The organism is Alteribacter natronophilus (genome assembly GCF_006007885.1).
GTDB classification, from domain to species: domain Bacteria; phylum Bacillota; class Bacilli; order Bacillales; family Salisediminibacteriaceae; genus Alteribacter; species Alteribacter natronophilus.
Map to the genome: position 1 here is coordinate 18,191 of NZ_VCRO01000002.1, position 15,754 is coordinate 33,944.

18 protein-coding genes are annotated in these 15,754 nt (G+C 48.8%); 16 read left to right on the top strand and 2 right to left on the bottom strand.

The annotated features are described in order from the left end of the window. The first annotated feature begins 14 nt into the window (after window positions 1-14). Window positions 15-731: a 16S rRNA (guanine(527)-N(7))-methyltransferase RsmG gene (gene rsmG / locus FGB90_RS07220; protein WP_138810125.1), complete on the top strand. Its 717-nt coding sequence runs from the start codon at window positions 15-17 to the stop codon at window positions 729-731. Window positions 732-878: 147 nt separating this feature from the next. Beyond that, window positions 879-1,718, top strand: a complete 840-nt coding sequence (noc, locus tag FGB90_RS07225) for a nucleoid occlusion protein (RefSeq protein WP_138810127.1) — start codon at window positions 879-881, stop codon at window positions 1,716-1,718. 46 nt (window positions 1,719-1,764) lie between these two features. On the opposite strand, the gene FGB90_RS07230 is transcribed toward noc, so the two are convergent. Further along, window positions 1,765-2,055: a hypothetical protein gene (locus FGB90_RS07230; RefSeq protein ID WP_138810129.1), complete on the bottom strand. Its 291-nt coding sequence runs from the start codon at window positions 2,053-2,055 to the stop codon at window positions 1,765-1,767. 167 nt (window positions 2,056-2,222) lie between these two features. Here FGB90_RS07230 and FGB90_RS07235 point away from each other — a divergent pair, with 167 nt between their 5' ends. The 4 genes from FGB90_RS07235 (at window position 2,223) to FGB90_RS07250 (ending at window position 5,810) form a co-directional block, all read left to right on the top strand. Next, on the top strand, window positions 2,223-2,984 hold the full coding sequence (locus FGB90_RS07235) for a ParA family protein (protein WP_138810130.1): 762 nt from the start codon (window positions 2,223-2,225) through the stop codon (window positions 2,982-2,984). Next, window positions 2,977-3,828, top strand: a complete 852-nt coding sequence (locus tag FGB90_RS07240; protein ID WP_138810132.1) for a ParB/RepB/Spo0J family partition protein — start codon at window positions 2,977-2,979, stop codon at window positions 3,826-3,828. The genes FGB90_RS07235 and FGB90_RS07240 overlap by 8 nt, the downstream gene beginning before the upstream one ends. Before the next feature lie 111 nt (window positions 3,829-3,939). Further along, window positions 3,940-5,091 (top strand): aminotransferase class V-fold PLP-dependent enzyme, encoded by a 1,152-nt coding sequence (locus FGB90_RS07245; protein ID WP_138810134.1) that lies wholly within the window; start codon window positions 3,940-3,942, stop codon window positions 5,089-5,091. An 11-nt stretch (window positions 5,092-5,102) separates the two neighbouring features. Continuing rightward, complete coding sequence (locus tag FGB90_RS07250; protein WP_138810135.1) at window positions 5,103-5,810, top strand: DUF554 domain-containing protein; 708 nt, start codon at window positions 5,103-5,105, stop codon at window positions 5,808-5,810. A 370-nt stretch (window positions 5,811-6,180) separates the two neighbouring features. Here the strand turns inward: FGB90_RS07250 and yyaC are convergent, their stop codons facing one another. Further along, window positions 6,181-6,813: a spore protease YyaC gene (yyaC, locus tag FGB90_RS07255; protein WP_138810137.1), complete on the bottom strand. Its 633-nt coding sequence runs from the start codon at window positions 6,811-6,813 to the stop codon at window positions 6,181-6,183. Between the two features lie 91 nt (window positions 6,814-6,904). Between yyaC and FGB90_RS07260 the strand changes: the two genes are divergently transcribed. The 10 genes from FGB90_RS07260 to rplI all read left to right on the top strand — a co-directional run bounded on the left by FGB90_RS07260 (window position 6,905) and on the right by rplI (window position 15,653). Then, window positions 6,905-7,933, top strand: a complete 1,029-nt coding sequence (locus FGB90_RS07260) for a YkvI family membrane protein (RefSeq protein ID WP_138810139.1) — start codon at window positions 6,905-6,907, stop codon at window positions 7,931-7,933. A gap of 92 nt (window positions 7,934-8,025) precedes the next feature. Beyond that, entirely contained in the window at window positions 8,026-8,223 is a 198-nt protein-coding gene (locus FGB90_RS07265) for a DUF951 domain-containing protein (RefSeq protein WP_138810141.1), read from the top strand. A 337-nt stretch (window positions 8,224-8,560) separates the two neighbouring features. Further along, window positions 8,561-9,661, top strand: a complete 1,101-nt coding sequence (gene ychF, locus FGB90_RS07270; RefSeq protein ID WP_138810143.1) for a redox-regulated ATPase YchF — start codon at window positions 8,561-8,563, stop codon at window positions 9,659-9,661. A 251-nt stretch (window positions 9,662-9,912) separates the two neighbouring features. Then, window positions 9,913-10,200 (top strand): 30S ribosomal protein S6, encoded by a 288-nt coding sequence (gene rpsF / locus FGB90_RS07275; protein ID WP_138810145.1) that lies wholly within the window; start codon window positions 9,913-9,915, stop codon window positions 10,198-10,200. Window positions 10,201-10,228: 28 nt separating this feature from the next. After that, complete coding sequence (gene ssb / locus FGB90_RS07280; RefSeq protein WP_138810147.1) at window positions 10,229-10,723, top strand: single-stranded DNA-binding protein; 495 nt, start codon at window positions 10,229-10,231, stop codon at window positions 10,721-10,723. A gap of 50 nt (window positions 10,724-10,773) precedes the next feature. After that, on the top strand, window positions 10,774-11,004 hold the full coding sequence (gene rpsR / locus FGB90_RS07285) for a 30S ribosomal protein S18 (RefSeq protein ID WP_138810149.1): 231 nt from the start codon (window positions 10,774-10,776) through the stop codon (window positions 11,002-11,004). 326 nt (window positions 11,005-11,330) lie between these two features. Further along, the gene (locus tag FGB90_RS07290) at window positions 11,331-12,146 is read left to right on the top strand and encodes an undecaprenyl-diphosphate phosphatase (protein ID WP_138810151.1); all 816 of its coding nucleotides are present in this window, start codon (window positions 11,331-11,333) and stop codon (window positions 12,144-12,146) included. A 151-nt stretch (window positions 12,147-12,297) separates the two neighbouring features. After that, window positions 12,298-13,230 carry a YybS family protein gene (locus FGB90_RS07295; protein ID WP_138810153.1) on the top strand — a complete coding sequence of 311 codons (933 nt, stop codon included), beginning with the start codon at window positions 12,298-12,300 and terminating at the stop codon, window positions 13,228-13,230. Between the two features lie 12 nt (window positions 13,231-13,242). Further along, on the top strand, window positions 13,243-15,213 hold the full coding sequence (locus tag FGB90_RS07300; protein ID WP_138810155.1) for a DHH family phosphoesterase: 1,971 nt from the start codon (window positions 13,243-13,245) through the stop codon (window positions 15,211-15,213). Then, on the top strand, window positions 15,210-15,653 hold the full coding sequence (rplI, locus tag FGB90_RS07305; RefSeq protein WP_138810157.1) for a 50S ribosomal protein L9: 444 nt from the start codon (window positions 15,210-15,212) through the stop codon (window positions 15,651-15,653). Before FGB90_RS07300 ends, rplI begins: the two co-directional genes overlap by 4 nt. Window positions 15,654-15,754 lie beyond the last annotated feature (101 nt).

Genomic DNA, 15,754 nt, shown 5'->3' on the forward strand with positions numbered 1-15,754 from the left:
GAAAAGGTGAGACGATGAATCGGGATCAATTCCGGCAGGAACTTGAAAAAAGAGACATTGTTCTGAATCAGGAGCAGATGGACCGTTTTGAAACGTATTACCAGGTACTCGTGGACTGGAATGAAAGAATGAACCTTACGGCAATAACAGATCGGGAAGGTGTTTACCTGAAACACTTTTTCGATTCGGTATCAGCTGCATTTCATTTTGACTTTACAGGCGTAACGAGAGTGGCTGATATCGGGGCAGGTGCAGGTTTCCCAAGTCTGCCCCTGAAAATCTGCTTTCCGCATCTGGATATCACCATTGTGGACTCCCTGAACAAGCGGATTACATTTCTTAATGCCCTCGCAGAAGAACTTGATTTGACCGGAGTGTCGTTTTTCCACGACCGTGCGGAACAGTTTGCGAAGAAGCGTGAACACAGGGAACATTATGATGTAGTCATGGCCCGTGCAGTGGCAAGACTTCCCGTTCTGAGCGAGCTCTGTCTCCCCCTTGTAAAAGAACAGGGGACGTTTCTCGCCATGAAGGGGGCAGGAGGGGATGAGGAGCTGACCGAATCCGAAAAAGCATTCGGCATACTCGGCGGAAAGCTCCTTCAGGCCGATCATTTCAAACTTCCCGAAGAAGAGAGTGAACGGGTAATCATACAGGTAAAGAAAATGAAGCCGACTCCCAAAAAATATCCCCGTAAACCGGGCACGCCGAACAGGCAGCCCCTCGTGTAGGCTGCAGTCCCCGCTGCATGGATTTCATTATGGTGCAGTTGACGAATTAAGTAGGAATTTGAACTATTTGTTTTGGGACGTATCAGCAGGATTTCTTTCACTGAATCAAGAAATGGAGTAAGGTAGTTTTGAGAAGGTGGTGTCGCCATGAAGCAGTCGTTTTCGCGCTTGTTTGGCTTAAGCGAAAAGCAGCAGGAAGAAGTGGAAGTGAGTGACAGAGAAGAGGTTCACCAGCTTCCGGTCTCAGAAATCGTACCAAACCGGTACCAGCCGCGAACCGTATTTCAGGACGAACGAATAGATGAGCTGGCCCAGACAATTAAAACCCACGGCATTATCCAGCCGATTGTAGTCCGTGAAAAAGACGGCAGGTATGAAATTATCGCCGGGGAACGCCGCTGGAGGGCCGTCACAAAACTGGGCTGGGAAACGATTCCGGCAGTGATTAAGAATTTCAATGATTCACAGACAGCCTCAGTTGCACTGATTGAAAATCTCCAGCGTGAGGGACTGACATCAATTGAGGAGGCGACTGCCTACGCCAAACTGATTGATATTCACGGACTCACCCAGGAAAGCCTTGCACAGCGGCTTGGAAAGGGACAGTCAACAGTTGCCAATAAACTGAGGCTGCTTCAGCTTCCTCAGCCAGTCCAGGAGGCTCTGTTAAACCGTGAGATTACCGAGCGTCATGCAAGAGCGCTTATTTCCCTCAGAAATGAAGAGAAACAGACGCAGCTGCTGGAGAAAGTGATCGCCGAGGAGCTGAACGTCAAGCAGACGGAAGAGCAGGTAAAACGGATGCTCGAACCGAAGCCGGAAAAGAAAAAGCCGATCAGAAAAGGCTATTCCAAGGATATGCGTCTCGCCATGAACACGATTCGCCAGTCTCTGGACATGGTCGCCCAGTCAGGCATGGAACTGGATACGGACGAAGAGGAAAACGACGATTATTACCAGTTCACAATTCGTATACCGAAATCATAAAACAAAGGTGATCCCTGAGTGAATGGCTCCGGAATCACCTTCTTTTTTACATATTTTGATCTTCTGTCAGCGGAAGAAAATAGACGATAGTTCTGCCGTGCAGTGCAGCCTGCAGTCTGTAAACGAGGGCATGGCCCTGCTCATTTGCCTGTGCAGTTGTCAGTTCCTGCTCAAGGGTCCCGTGAAACCAGGAATTTATCGACTTTTTAATTAGATCTCCGACAGGAAGCTCACTCATATCGATATAGCTGCCGCAGAGGGAGCAGGCCAGCGGACTCTCCTCATCCGACAGCTGGAGATGAATGGATTGAAGCGGGTTTTCACATAAACAGATCATTAAAATCAGCCTTTCGGAATCGGAATAAATCATAGGTATTTTATCATTTTTTAAGAGGGACCAACCGTTTTCCGGCAAATTTCATGATAAAATAAATGCCAGATACAGAATATTTCAATAGTTGACGGAAGGCACCATACAGAAAGTCAGAGCAGGCAGGTGAGAGGATGGGAAAAGTCATTGCCATCGCAAATCAGAAAGGCGGCGTCGGAAAAACGACGACAGCCGTCAATTTAAGTGCTTGTCTGGCCAACGAAGGCCAGCGTGTGCTCATAATCGATATAGATCCCCAGGGGAACACAACGAGCGGGGTTGGAGTGGATAAAGGAGATATCGACGAATGTGTTTATAATGTCCTGGTGGAGGATACACCTCCCTCAAAGGTAATCCGGCGGACGGCAACGGAAAACCTGTCGATACTCCCTTCCACAATACAGCTTGCGGGAGCAGAAATCGAACTGGTTCCTACTATTTCCCGGGAAGTGAGGCTGAAAAAAGCCATTGACCAGATCGAAGGGGAGTATGACTATATCGTCATTGACTGTCCGCCATCGCTCGGTCTGCTGACGATCAATTCCCTCACGGCAGCCGATTCGGTTCTCATCCCGGTGCAGTGTGAATATTACGCACTGGAGGGGCTCAGTCAGCTTCTGAACACAGTACGCCTTGTTCAGAAGCACCTGAATCAGAATCTTGCCATCGAAGGTGTACTGCTGACTATGCTTGATGCCAGAACCAACTTGGGCATACAGGTAATTGAGGAAGTGAAGAAGTATTTTAGAGAAAAAGTGTTCCGGACAATTATCCCGAGAAACGTACGCCTCGGAGAAGCACCGAGTCATGGTGAACCGATCATTACTTACGATCCCCGGTCAAAAGGGGCAGAAGTATATACAGAACTAGCGAAGGAAGTGGTTTCCAATGGGTAAAGGTCTTGGAAAGGGTATTCAGGCTCTTTTCCCCGAACAGGTGGACCAGGGAACGGAAAAAGTGGAAGAAGTGTCCGTAAGGGATATTCGTCCGAATCCTTATCAGCCTCGGAAGCGGTTCAGTGAAGAGGCGATCGAAGAGCTGAAAACATCCATCGAGCAGCATGGTGTACTGCAGCCCATCATCCTTCGGAAAAGTATTAAAGGATACGAGCTTGTAGTAGGAGAACGGCGCTTCCGTGCATCCAAAGCAGCAGGACTCAGGGAAATTCCTGCCGTGGTCCGGGAACTCAGCGAAGATGAAATGATGGAAATTGCCCTCATTGAAAATCTTCAAAGAGAAGACCTTAATGCGCTGGAGGAAGCGAGAGCATACCAGAAACTCCTCGAGCACCTGCAGGTTACACAGGATGAACTGGCGGGGAAACTCGGGAAAAGCAGACCGCATATTGCCAACCATTTAAGGCTCCTCCAGCTTCCGCAGATGGCGCAGGAATTTCTTGAAGAAGGGAAGCTCACTATGGGCCACGGCCGTGCGCTTCTTGGTTTGAAAAATAAAGAGCATGTTACAGGCACTCTTCAGAAAACGGTAAAAGAAAAACTGAGTGTACGTCAGCTTGAAGAATATGTGCAGAAGCTGAACAGGGAGGTTTCACGTGAAACAAAGGAGGACAAGACGCAGAATTCTCCTTTTATACGGGAACGGGAAGCTTCACTGAAAAAGTACTTTGGTACAAATGTACAGATCAGACAGGGAAAGAAGAAAGGTAAAATTGAAATTGATTTCTTTTCCGAGGATGACCTGGAACGCATTCTTACGCTGCTTGACCGTGAAGAAGCCTAGCCGGCAGACAGCTGCAGAATGATGAAAAAAGGAGTGTGGAGGAGGCGGGAAGCCTTTTTCAGGACACTCCTTTTTTTTGGTAGTAAAATAGAGGCAGAGGAGGAACACATCATGATTTATCTCGATCAGGCAGCATCCAGTTTTCCGAAGCCGAATGCGGTTGCAGAGGCTGTCGGTAAAGCCATAAATGAATACGGAGCCAACCCGGGAAGGAGCGGTCACCGTCTGGCAAGGCAGGCTTCCGAAACAGTCGATCTTGCCAGGAGGGAGCTGTCCGATTTCGTTCAGGGTCCTCCGGCAGAGCGTGTCCTGTTTTTTCAGAACGCGACACAGGCAATTAATCAGGCTATTTTTGGTCTTGGTCTCTCGGAAGGGGATCACGTAGTGGCGACGGTATACGAACACAATGCTGTAAGACGCCCGCTTGAGTGGCTGAAAGCCGAGAAAAACATCGAGGTTACCTACCTGAGACCGGATGATAAAGGGAACTTTTCCATCGGCAGTCTTAAAGAAGCAGTCAGACCTGAAACGCGCCTTGTGGCGGTTACACACGGGTCAAATGTGACAGGGGCTGTCATCCCCGTGAACGAGTGGGGGAGGTATCTGAAGGATCAGGAGCTGTTCTTCCTGGTGGACGCATCCCAGACGGCAGGCGTTCTTGATATTCAAATGAAAGACTGGCACATTGACCTCCTTGCTTTTCCCGGTCATAAAGGGCTGCTTGGCCCGCAGGGGACAGGTGTGCTGATGACAGGGATCGGAGTGAGACTTCAGCCTATTCTGTTTGGAGGCACCGGCAGTCACTCAGCGGACCCTCTGCAGCCGGATGTGTGGCCGGAAGGGTTTCAAAGCGGTACCTTGAACACTCCGGGGATCGCAGGCCTTCTTGCAGGACTTCAGGAGGTGAAGCGGATCGGTATGGCCGAAATCAGGCAGCATGAAGAGAAACTGACAGCAAGGCTTCTTGCAGGCCTGTCGGATATACCAGATGTGAGCGTTTATTATGCAGGCACCCCGGAGAGGCTTGGTGTCGTATCATTTTCCCTGCGGGGGACGGATGTGCATGAAGTGGCGATGATTCTGGATGAACACTATGATATTGCCGTCAGAGCAGGTTTTCACTGTGCGCCGCTTGCACACCGGGAACTGAAAACGGAGGATTCAGGGCTCATGCGTGTCAGTACAGGGCCATATAACACAGAAGAAGAGATCGATACTTTCCTGAATGCCCTGAGAGAGATCAGGGAAGGACTGGCAGAATAGGAGACAGACAGATGGTATTAACGGGAACAATCGTAAATGGACTGGCGATCATAATCGGCGCCGGTATCGGAGTGAAGCTTCAGAAAATCCCTGCAGGCATGAAAGATACAGTTATGAAAGCAATCGGCCTTGCAGTTATCATTCTTGGTATTTCCATGGCCCTTGAAGGCCAGCAGTTCCTTCTGGCTATTTTCAGCCTTGCTCTGGGAGGCATCCTGGGAGAATGGCTGGACATTGAAGGGAAATTAAACCGGGCCGGGGCGATACTGGAACGCAAGCTGAAGCGTCCTTCCTCTGAAGGGAACTTTGCGGGCGGTTTTGTAGCAGCCACGCTGCTTTTTGTAGTTGGTGCCATGGCTGTCATCGGGGCTCTTGACAGTGGCCTTCGAAATGACCACGCGGTGCTGTATACGAAAAGCCTGCTGGACGGATTTTCCTCGATGATTTTTGCAGCAACGATGGGGATCGGAGTAATGTTTTCCGCTGTGCCGGTAATTCTTTACCAGGGATCCATCGCCCTTGCAGCCGCGCTCATTGTCACTTATGTGCCGGACGACATGATGAATCTGTTCATTGCAGAGATAACGGCTGTTGGCGGTATTATGATTCTTGCAATTGGTCTGAACATACTGGGAATCAAGCCGGTCAGGGTGGCCAACCTTCTGCCTGCCATTCCCCTTGCAGTTCTGTTTGTCTGGGGGCTCACTCTTCTGCAGTAAAAGCAGATAAACCGGTTCAGGCGGACACTTACATGCATGGATCGCACTTACCGGTTGGTATCCACTGCAGCTCCGCTGAATATTAGACTTTTAAAAAAGGCTCTGTTAAAGTTCGTTGTTGATTTTCGGTCACTGCGCTCCCTTTCCGCGGGCACCACTGCAGCCTGCAGAGTAGTTGCCTTGCTTCTTCCTCTGCAGGAAAAGCTCCGAAGCAGCCTGCGTCGAAGCAGATCACAGCATACTCATGAAGCTGATGTTCTTTGCTGTTCCCGCAGGAGTGTCGCGCGTTCGCTCCAATCAACTTTTAAATATCAACATTAAGATTTAACTGAGCCTTAAAAAAAAGCGCCTCCACGTGGAGACGCTTTTTTTATCCCTGCTGTTTTGGTGCCGGGGGTGGAAGAGGCGACCAGCTGAATCGTTTTCGCGGGGAGGGGATACCCCGCGAAGCTTCCACGATCGCCTCACTCATAATACCTGCCATCTCCATCACAACAGACAGCCGAGTGTTCTGAAGCACCATCATTTCCATGACACCGCCCACATTGACGATCCCTGTCAGATGGATGTCACCTACCGGAGGAAGCTTTTTATTAACAGCCGATCCCGGTTTCAAAGGGCCCTCGCCGAGGCAGATATAGCCGACACTGGTAGAACGGCCGAGACACGCATCTACAGCGATGATGTATGGATTTTTATGGTTCAGCTCAATAAACTCGAGTGTTTCTTCGAGGTTAACGGCGTGCACGGGACTTGATAGCGTGCCGTAAACAGTCCATTTATCCAGTCCGCTTTCCTCCAGCCTGGATCCGATCAGCGGGCCGAGGCTGTCACCGGTGGACCTGTCCGATCCGATGCAGACCACAATCAGTTCCTTCGGTTTTGCAGTGGTGAGAGTCTGTCTGACCTGCGCTGCCAGTTCCTTTGCTGCATGAGTTTCTTTAACATGGATGCGGTATGGGGTCTGGCGGCGGTTTTTAAAAAGTTGTCCACGAAACATCATACAACCCCCTGTTCCCAAATAGTATTAACAGTATACGGAATCTTTCGCAGATCTATACGCCCGAAAACGGAAAGAAATGGGGAAAGAGACCATGTGGCTATCAGGTTTAAAGTGGATGTTTCTTATTATCGGTACGATTATCGGAGCAGGATACGCATCAGGCAGGGAACTGTGGGAGTTTTTCGGAAATGAAAGCGGTCTGGCCATCCTCCTGTTTGCCATCCTGTTTTTCATCTGCACCTACGTGCTGATGACGATCAGTCATGAGCAGAAAAGCGGCCACTACCTTCCGGTGCTTCAGGCACTTATGGGTAAAAAGCTCACCAGACTCTACGACGGAATGATTATTCTTTATCTGTTTTCCGTAACTGTAGTTATGATTGCCGGGGGCGGTGCAACGCTGGAGGTGCTGCATATCCCGTACTGGTACGGAGTACTGATCATTTCTGTTCTGCTGGTTATGCTCTTTATCTGGGGGATATCAGGAATGACTTCCATGAATGCGGTTATCATCCCTGTTCTGATTGTTTTTCTCGTAGGTACGCTGATTACGTTTCAGTGGACAGCAGGCTTTGAAGTTACATTTAATCTCGAAGCCCAGCACAACTGGCCGACGGCTTTTACGTTTACTGCGCTGAACATTCTGCCTCTTGTGGCGGTCCTTGCAGCAATCGGAAGTAAAATCAGGCACCAGGGCGAAATCTGGATCGCAAGCGGTGGGAGTGCCCTCATCATGGGGGTCATTTCCTATCTCTACAACGAGTCTCTTCTCGTCGTGGCGCACGAAGTAATGTTATATGAAATACCCTTATTTGCAATTTTGAAGCATTATCCGTACTTCATGGTGCTTGTAATGTCAGGACTTCTCTGGGCAGCGATCTATACGACAGCTGCTTCAGGTATGCTCGGATTATGTACAAGACTCAGAGAGTACATTGGGATGCCGTTCTGGCTCATCTCCCTCCTGCTGGCGCTGACGATGATCCCGCTGACCACAATCGGATTTTCAACTCTGATTTCGGTTCTTTATCCGCTATACGGTATTCTGAATCTGTACATTCTCGCTGCGATCCTTCTTTACCCGATTCTGAACAAATTTGACGAAGCTCCGATCAGGTAAACCTGTTTTCCAGTCCGCAGCCGGCATTTACGCTGGACAGCCGGCTCATGTATAATGGGATAAGGAAAACGTGTAACGGTGAGGTGACAGGAGTGGAAAAGAAACAGTTTGGCCTGCATGATGTCGTGGAAATGAAAAAGCCTCATCCATGCGGGGAAAACAGATGGAAAATCATCCGGATGGGAATGGATATTCGGATCAAATGCCTTGGATGTGATCACAGCGTTATGCTTCCACGCAGGGAATTTGCGAAGAAATTGAAAAAAGTGCTTGAGCACAGCGGGGAATAAAGGAGTGTTCCGGGAGGGCTGCGGCCAGGTCCGGAGCACTTTTTGTTTTGGCTGATTGCTGCGGTTTTTTTCACGAAAGGCGAAAACTCCGACAGGAAAAGCAGCAATCGGGGACCCCGCAGGGTGGTTTTCCCGAGGATGCTGAGGCGCTGCCTGCGGAAAGCGTCCGCCTGCAGCATCGTCAATCACCACTCACATCTTTTACAGGGATGTCTGTGAGTGACGGGGAGCGCTTGTCTTTTCCGCATGAAATCACTATAATTGTGAAGGATGAAGTTTGGACTAATATCAGTGGATCCGGAAGACCGGAAACACCTTAAATAAAGGGGTATGCAATATGGCATTAACAACCGGAATCGTCGGACTCCCAAACGTCGGGAAGTCGACTCTTTTTAATGCAATTACACAGGCAGGTGCGGAATCTGCAAACTATCCGTTCTGTACGATTGACCCGAACGTCGGGATTGTTGAAGTACCTGACGAGCGGCTCACAAAACTGACAGAAATGGTCGATCCGGACAAAACCGTTCCGACCGCCTTTGAATTTACCGATATCGCAGGAATTGTGGAAGGTGCCAGCAAAGGGGAGGGACTCGGTAACAAGTTTCTTTCCCACATCCGCCAGGTGGATGCGATCTCTCACGTCGTCCGCTGTTTCAGTGATGACAACATTACCCATGTGTCCGGGAGCGTCGATCCGATCCGTGACATTGAAGTGATCAATCTTGAGCTGATTCTTGCAGACATGGAAACGGTGGAAAAGCGCCTGGCAAAAGTGGAGAAAATGGCACGCCAGAAAGACAAGGAAGCCATGTATGAGCTTGAAATTCTGGAAAAATTCAAGGATGCTTTTGAAAATGAAAAGCCGGCACGGAGTGTTTCTCTCACAGAGGAGCAGGCAAAGTTTGCAAAAGGCATGCACCTTCTCACAATGAAGCCGGTTCTTTATGCGGCGAACGTGAGTGAAGAGGAGATTCTCGATGCAGACAGCAACCCGAACGTCCAGCGTGTGCGTGAGTTTGCTGCAGAGGAGAATTCCGAAGTAATCGTAGTCTGTGCGAAGATTGAGTCCGAGATTGCTGAGCTTGAAGGTGAAGAGAAGCAGGAATTTCTCGACGACCTCGGCATTGAAGAATCCGGGCTGGATCAGCTTATTAAAGCAGCATACAATCTTCTTGGTCTTGAAACGTACTTTACAGCAGGGAAGCAGGAAGTCCGTGCCTGGACAATCAAGCACGGTACGAAGGCTCCCCAGGCGGCAGGCGTTATTCACACGGACTTTGAGCGAGGGTTCATCCGCGCCGAAGTGGTTTCCTACGAGGATCTTACGGAGGCAGGAAGCATGAATACCGCCAGGGAAAAAGGAAAAGTGAGACTGGAAGGTAAAGACTACATCGTGCAGGACGGGGACGTTGTCCACTTCCGTTTTAACGTATAACAACCGTTTGAAAGAGCTCCGGGGACGGGGCTCTTTTTCAGTTGATAGAAGTTCATGTTCTCCTGAACGCAGGGACAGCCGGGGCAGCACAGGGAAAGACTTCAGCAGACAGTCGGACAATTCTCCGGCACCCCTCTTGTGTTTCTGCTGCTCTACTGCTATAATTGACAATTGCGAGCAAAAGAGAAATCTGCTTGCTCCTTGCTCCCTGAAACCGGGGAGCCGCTTAGACCAAAAGGAGGTGGAAAACCATGCGCAAGTATGAAATTATGTACATTGTACGTCCGAACCTTGAAGAAGCTCAGACAAAAGAGATCGTTGAGCGTTACAACAAGGTACTGACTGATAACGGCGCAGAAGTGGAAAAGGTTGAGGAAGTAGGTAAGAAGCGTCTTGCTTACGAAATCGATGACTTCACAGAGGGTTACTACGTGATTCTTAACGTAAACTCAAACCCTGAAGCCATTTCTGAGTTTGATCGTCTTGTTAAGATCAACGAAAACGTTATGCGTAACATCGCGGTACGCGACGACGAATAGAACTTTTTAAAAATGGGGAGGAGTTCGGATGATTAACCGTACAGTGCTCGTGGGAAGACTGACAAAAGATCCTGAATTACGATATACAGCTAACGGAATTGCAGTAGCCACGTTCACGCTCGCTGTAAACAGGCCTTTCTCAAATCAGCAGGGAAACCGTGAGGCGGACTTTCTGAACATTGTGGTCTGGAGAAAGCAGGCGGAAAACGTAGCCAACTACCTGAAAAAAGGAAGTATGGCCGGTATTGACGGCCGACTGCAGAGCCGCAGCTATGAAAATAATGAAGGACGCCGTGTGTTTATGACAGAAGTTGTGGCAGACAGCGTGCAGTTTCTCGAAACGAGAGGCGGCGGTGGCGGAAGCCGGGAACAGTCCGGTGGAAACTACGGTCAGCCAAACGACGGTTACCAGAATAATCCGGGGCAGCAGAGCAGCGGCCGCGGTAAATCCGACTTCTCAGATGACCCATTTGCAAACGACGGCAAACCGATCGACATCAATGATGACGATCTGCCGTTCTAAACTGACACAAACGTTCTGATATAAAAAATATATGATAAGGAGTGATCTCAATGGCCCGTCGTGGACGTCCAAAACGCCGTAAGGTTTGTTTCTTCACTGTAAACAAAATTACGAAAATCGACTACAAAGACACTGATCTTCTTAAGCGTTTCATCTCCGAGCGTGGAAAAATCCTTCCTCGCCGTGTGACTGGAACATCTGCCAAGTATCAGCGTCAGCTGACTCGCGCAATCAAGCGCTCCCGTCAGATGGCTCTTCTGCCATACGTGACAGGAGAATAAGTCTCTCAAAAAAACCTGCAGCCCGTTGCTGCAGGTTTTTTTTGCCTAAAGAGTATTTTGATTTTAGCCGCTTTTAAGCCGAAAGAACAGAAATCAGATGGACAGGAGCGGGGTGCCTCGCGGGTATCCAGTTCTTTCCTCTCCGCCGGAAGCAAACCAGGCAGCCTGGCATCTCTCTTTTTGACATTCTTCAGCACAAAAATCAGAATTTTAAACAGAACTTTACAAAATACGTGTTGCTTGTTTCATGGGTGAAAGGTAAAATTACTACTATTGGCCTTGCAGTGGTGGGCTATTTTATCTGCATACATGAGGAGTCCTGTAACATGGAGTTTTTTGAACTGCTTAAATATATTATTCTCGGTATTATTCAGGGAGCAACCGAGCCCCTTCCTGTTTCATCGAGCGGGCACTTAAGGATTGTGTCCTACTTTTTCGGTCTGGATGTTCCGGATCTTCATTTTGAAATCTTTGTGAACGGCGCATCCCTCGTGGCGGTATTTATCATTTACCGTAAGGATCTGATCGAGCTTGCTGCGGGTGCGATTAACTATGTGAGAAAGCCGAAGGAATACGATAAGGAACCGTTCCGGTTTACGCTCCTTCTCATTCTCGGTACGATTCCGGCTGTAATCGGTGGACTGTTCCTTTATGACTTTATCGGCGGGGAGCTTACACACATCCGCAATGTCGGTTTTGCCCTCCTGATTACCGGTGTGGCCCTCTGGCTCATCAGAAATCTTCGCGGTCACAAAAAAGAGCCGCAGATTACGGTGTTTGATACGATTATTATCGGTCTTGCCCAGACACTGGCCCTGGCACCGGGGATCAGCCGCTCCGGAGCAACCATTGTTGCCGCACTGGCCCGTAAAATTGAGCCGGAAACAGCGCTGAAGTTCAGCTTCTTCCTCTCCATTCCGGTAAGTATTGGAAGTCTGGTGTTTGATCTGAGAAGGATTTATGAAGCGATCACTACTCCCGGTATGGTCGCATACTACATCGTGGCGTTCACTGTGGCGCTTATTGTGTCCATTTTTGCGATTAAACTGCTGATTAACATGGTCACCAGGGGTAAACTGCTTTATTTTGCAATCTACTGTTTTGTAATGGCAGGTATTCTTATTATCAGCCAGATGATCTGATATTTTTATAAAGGCCGTTCCCGAAAGTATCTCACCATATGCTTTTGGGGGCGGTCTTCCTGCATACGGGCATCTTTGTTCTTTACTTTTGTCGTGCTACAATAGGATTCGGTACTGATGGAAACTATTCTTGAAACGAGGGAACATTGTAATGAAAGAAAAAAATCCGTTAAGGGACGGATCGATATATCTGGGGATCTACATTGGCCTGATTCTTATTTCACTTTTTGTACCGGTAATGGGGCTGCTCAGTCTTGTGCTGCTGCCGGTTCCTTTTATTATTTTTACGAAACGTCACGGCCTTGGGGCAGGCACTTTTCTGCTCACTGTCAGTTTTGTGATTCTGCTGATTCTGGCGCTGCCTCTTGCGGTGGTGACCACGATTACATTTGCCGCTTCCGGGGTGGTGATTGGTGAGCTTTACAGGAGAGGGAAAGACGCCTTTACCGTTCTTCTTGGTGGTTCACTGACGTTTACAGCAGCACTGCTCCTGAATTTTGCCGGAAGTGTTACGATCCTGGATATTCATCCTGTTTACGCCCTGCAGAATGTCCTTCGTGAGTCCATGGAAACAACTGAAGAAATGATGGGGATTTTCGGCGATCAGGGGGATGCCCTTGGTGAGGCGATGGCCGTTATTGAAAATCTGCCTCTTCTTACACCGGCGCTTATTATTTTTATTGGGGTTGGCCTCGCTTTTACCACTCAGTGGCTCGGGTCTCTCGTGATCCGGAAAATGAAAGAAGAGGTGAGTACGTTCCCGCCACTCAGGGAATGGAGTTTTCCGAAGGCTTTTATCTGGTATTATCTTCTTATGATTATCGTCACGTTAATTGGAGTTGAAGCAGGAACGGCTGTGGATACCGTGCTGCAGAACCTGCGTCCGATCCTTGAGACGGTAATGATTATCCAGGGATTTGCTTTTATATTTTACTTTTTCCACTCAAAAAAGATTACGATGGCGCTGCCGGTCATGATTCTTATTGGCGCCCTGGTTTTTCCGTTTATACTGTATCTCGTACGCATCTTAGGTATAATTGATTTAGGATTTGACCTGCGGAAACGACTGGACTCAAAGAGGTAGGAGTTGTGACGAATGCCTAATTTCCTGACAAGACGGTGGTATGGCTATCATGCCGTTGTCCTGCTCGCAATAGCAATCCTGTTATCGGGGATTCTGACATATTACCAGTGGCAGCTCGGTGCTGCCGGATTTCTCCTGACCGGAGGAGCAGTTTTTTATGCTGTCCAGGCAAGAGCCCGGTTTGAAAAAGAGCTCACAGACTATGTGAATACGCTGACTTACAGGGTGAATAAAGCAGGAGAAGAGGCGGTTACCAGACTGCCGATCGGGATGGTTCTCTATAATGAAGAAGGAATTATACAATGGGTAAATCCCTACATGGCGGCCCTAATGGCCAATGAAACGCTGGGGGAGCCGCTGAGTGTTATTTCGGAAGACCTGTCCGAAATGATGGAGGAAGATGAGCAGGAATTCCTTCTTACACTCGGTTCAAGGAAGTACCGCGTTGTAAGTGAAAGGAACGAGCGGCTGCTTTACTTCTTCAATGCAACGGAAGAACAGGAAATAAAGGAGCTTTTCGAGCGGGATAAAACCGTAATCGGGCTCGTTTTCCTCGACAATTACGACGAAGTCACACAGGGGATGGAAGATCAGCTGAGAAGCCGTCTTCTAACAAAAGTGACAGACGTACTCAACTCATGGTCCAGGGAGCAGGACATTTTCCTCAGGCGCATTAATTCGGATCGTTTTATTGCCATTTTTAATGAAGATGCACTGTATAATCTGGAGCAGTCCCGTTTTACCCTTCTTGATGAAGTTCGTGACGTGACAGCCCGTGAAAAAGTCTCCCTGACACTCAGTATAGGGATCGGGAGCGGACACTCGTCCCCCCGGGAGCTGGGCGCACTGGCCCAGTCCAGTCTTGATCTTGCCCTCGGCCGGGGAGGGGACCAGGTTGCCATCAAACAGGCTAACGGAAAAGTCCGTTTTTACGGTGGGAAATCCAATGCTGTCGAAAAGCGGACCCGCGTCAGGGCCAGGGTTATTTCCCACGCCATCCGTGATTTTGTAAAGGAAAGTGACCGTGTCATTGTGATGGGGCATAAAAATCCCGATATGGATGCCATCGGGGCGGCCATCGGCATGCTGAAGATTGCCCAGGTGAACAATAAGGATGCGTTTATCGTTCTGGATCCGGATAACGTTAACCACAGTGTTCATAAGCTTCTTGAGGCGATTCAGGATCATGACGATCTCTGGGCCAACTTTATTACCCCCGAGGAAGCCAGGGAGGAGATGACAGAGGATACGCTCCTTGTTGTTGTGGATACACACAAGCCAAGCCTCTGTATCGATGCCAAGCTTCTTGACCGGGTTGAGAGAGTCATTGTAATCGACCATCACAGAAGGGGCGAGGAGTTCATTGAGGACGCTGTACTCGTGTATATGGAGCCTTATGCTTCCTCAACAGCGGAACTTGTAACAGAGCTTCTGGAATACCAGCCTAACCACCCGAAGCTGGATGTGCTGGAAGCCACAGCTCTTCTGTCAGGAATTATAGTGGATACGAAAAGTTTTGCGATCCGTACAGGATCCCGTACTTTTGATGCAGCGAGCTACCTTAAAGCACAGGGGGCGGATACAACGCTTGTTCAGAGGCTCATGAAAGAGGATCTTGATCATTATGTGCGCAGGGCGAAACTTGTGGAAAGTGCCAGTATTTATACAGCAGGAACAGCCATAGCGGTAGGGGAAGAGAACCAGTCCTACAACCAGGTTCTCATTGCCCAGGCTGCTGACACCCTGCTTACAATGAATAACGTTGTAGCCTCATTCGTCATTTCCGAGCTGGACGACGGGCGGATCAGTATCAGTGCACGCTCACTCGGTGATGTAAACGTACAGGTGATTATGGAAAATATGAATGGCGGCGGCCACCTGACAAACGCCGCCACCCAGCTGACCGGCATGAGCCTGTCAGAAGCAGAAGAACTGCTGAAGGAAAAAATCGATGATTATTTTGAAGGGGGAGAAACGTCATGAAAGTAATTTTTCTGCAGGACGTAAAAGGTAAAGGTAAAAAAGGAGAAGTAAAAAACGTGGCAGAAGGCTACGCCCGCAACTACCTCCTGAAAAACAATCTTGCCGTGGAAGCCAGCAAGGGGAATATGAAAGATCTTGAAATGAAAAAGGAAAGCCAGAACAAAAAAGCCGAACAGGAATTAAAGGATGCCGAAGCTTTCAAGGAAAAGCTCGAAAATACTACGGTGGAGCTGAAAGCCAAAGCCGGTGAGGGTGGCAGACTGTTCGGAGCTGTTACGAGCAAGCAGATTGCCGAAACACTCAAGAAGATGAAAATGAAAGTCGATAAACGCAAAATAGAGCTCGATGAGCCGATCCGCGCACTCGGTTACAGAAACGTGGACATTAAAGTTCACCCTAAAGTAACCGCCACTGTAAAAGTGCATGTGACGGAAGAGTAAGTTGAAAGTTAACCGGCATCGCCGCGGAATGCGGGCGAATGACAATTAACGGAGCTTTTTTTTGTTCAAAGTAACTCTAATAACAGGATAGTAATAAAGGG

Coding starts and splice junctions, on each gene's coding strand:
- rsmG (WP_138810125.1), top strand. CDS start 15: ATGAATCGGGATCAATTCCGGCAGGAACTTGAAAAAAGAGACATTGTT.
- noc (WP_138810127.1), top strand. CDS start 879: ATGAAGCAGTCGTTTTCGCGCTTGTTTGGCTTAAGCGAAAAGCAGCAG.
- FGB90_RS07230 (WP_138810129.1), bottom strand. CDS start 2,055: ATGATCTGTTTATGTGAAAACCCGCTTCAATCCATTCATCTCCAGCTG.
- FGB90_RS07235 (WP_138810130.1), top strand. CDS start 2,223: ATGGGAAAAGTCATTGCCATCGCAAATCAGAAAGGCGGCGTCGGAAAA.
- FGB90_RS07240 (WP_138810132.1), top strand. CDS start 2,977: ATGGGTAAAGGTCTTGGAAAGGGTATTCAGGCTCTTTTCCCCGAACAG.
- FGB90_RS07245 (WP_138810134.1), top strand. CDS start 3,940: ATGATTTATCTCGATCAGGCAGCATCCAGTTTTCCGAAGCCGAATGCG.
- FGB90_RS07250 (WP_138810135.1), top strand. CDS start 5,103: ATGGTATTAACGGGAACAATCGTAAATGGACTGGCGATCATAATCGGC.
- yyaC (WP_138810137.1), bottom strand. CDS start 6,813: ATGATGTTTCGTGGACAACTTTTTAAAAACCGCCGCCAGACCCCATAC.
- FGB90_RS07260 (WP_138810139.1), top strand. CDS start 6,905: ATGTGGCTATCAGGTTTAAAGTGGATGTTTCTTATTATCGGTACGATT.
- ychF (WP_138810143.1), top strand. CDS start 8,561: ATGGCATTAACAACCGGAATCGTCGGACTCCCAAACGTCGGGAAGTCG.
- rpsF (WP_138810145.1), top strand. CDS start 9,913: ATGCGCAAGTATGAAATTATGTACATTGTACGTCCGAACCTTGAAGAA.
- ssb (WP_138810147.1), top strand. CDS start 10,229: ATGATTAACCGTACAGTGCTCGTGGGAAGACTGACAAAAGATCCTGAA.
- rpsR (WP_138810149.1), top strand. CDS start 10,774: ATGGCCCGTCGTGGACGTCCAAAACGCCGTAAGGTTTGTTTCTTCACT.
- FGB90_RS07290 (WP_138810151.1), top strand. CDS start 11,331: ATGGAGTTTTTTGAACTGCTTAAATATATTATTCTCGGTATTATTCAG.
- FGB90_RS07295 (WP_138810153.1), top strand. CDS start 12,298: ATGAAAGAAAAAAATCCGTTAAGGGACGGATCGATATATCTGGGGATC.
- FGB90_RS07300 (WP_138810155.1), top strand. CDS start 13,243: ATGCCTAATTTCCTGACAAGACGGTGGTATGGCTATCATGCCGTTGTC.
- rplI (WP_138810157.1), top strand. CDS start 15,210: ATGAAAGTAATTTTTCTGCAGGACGTAAAAGGTAAAGGTAAAAAAGGA.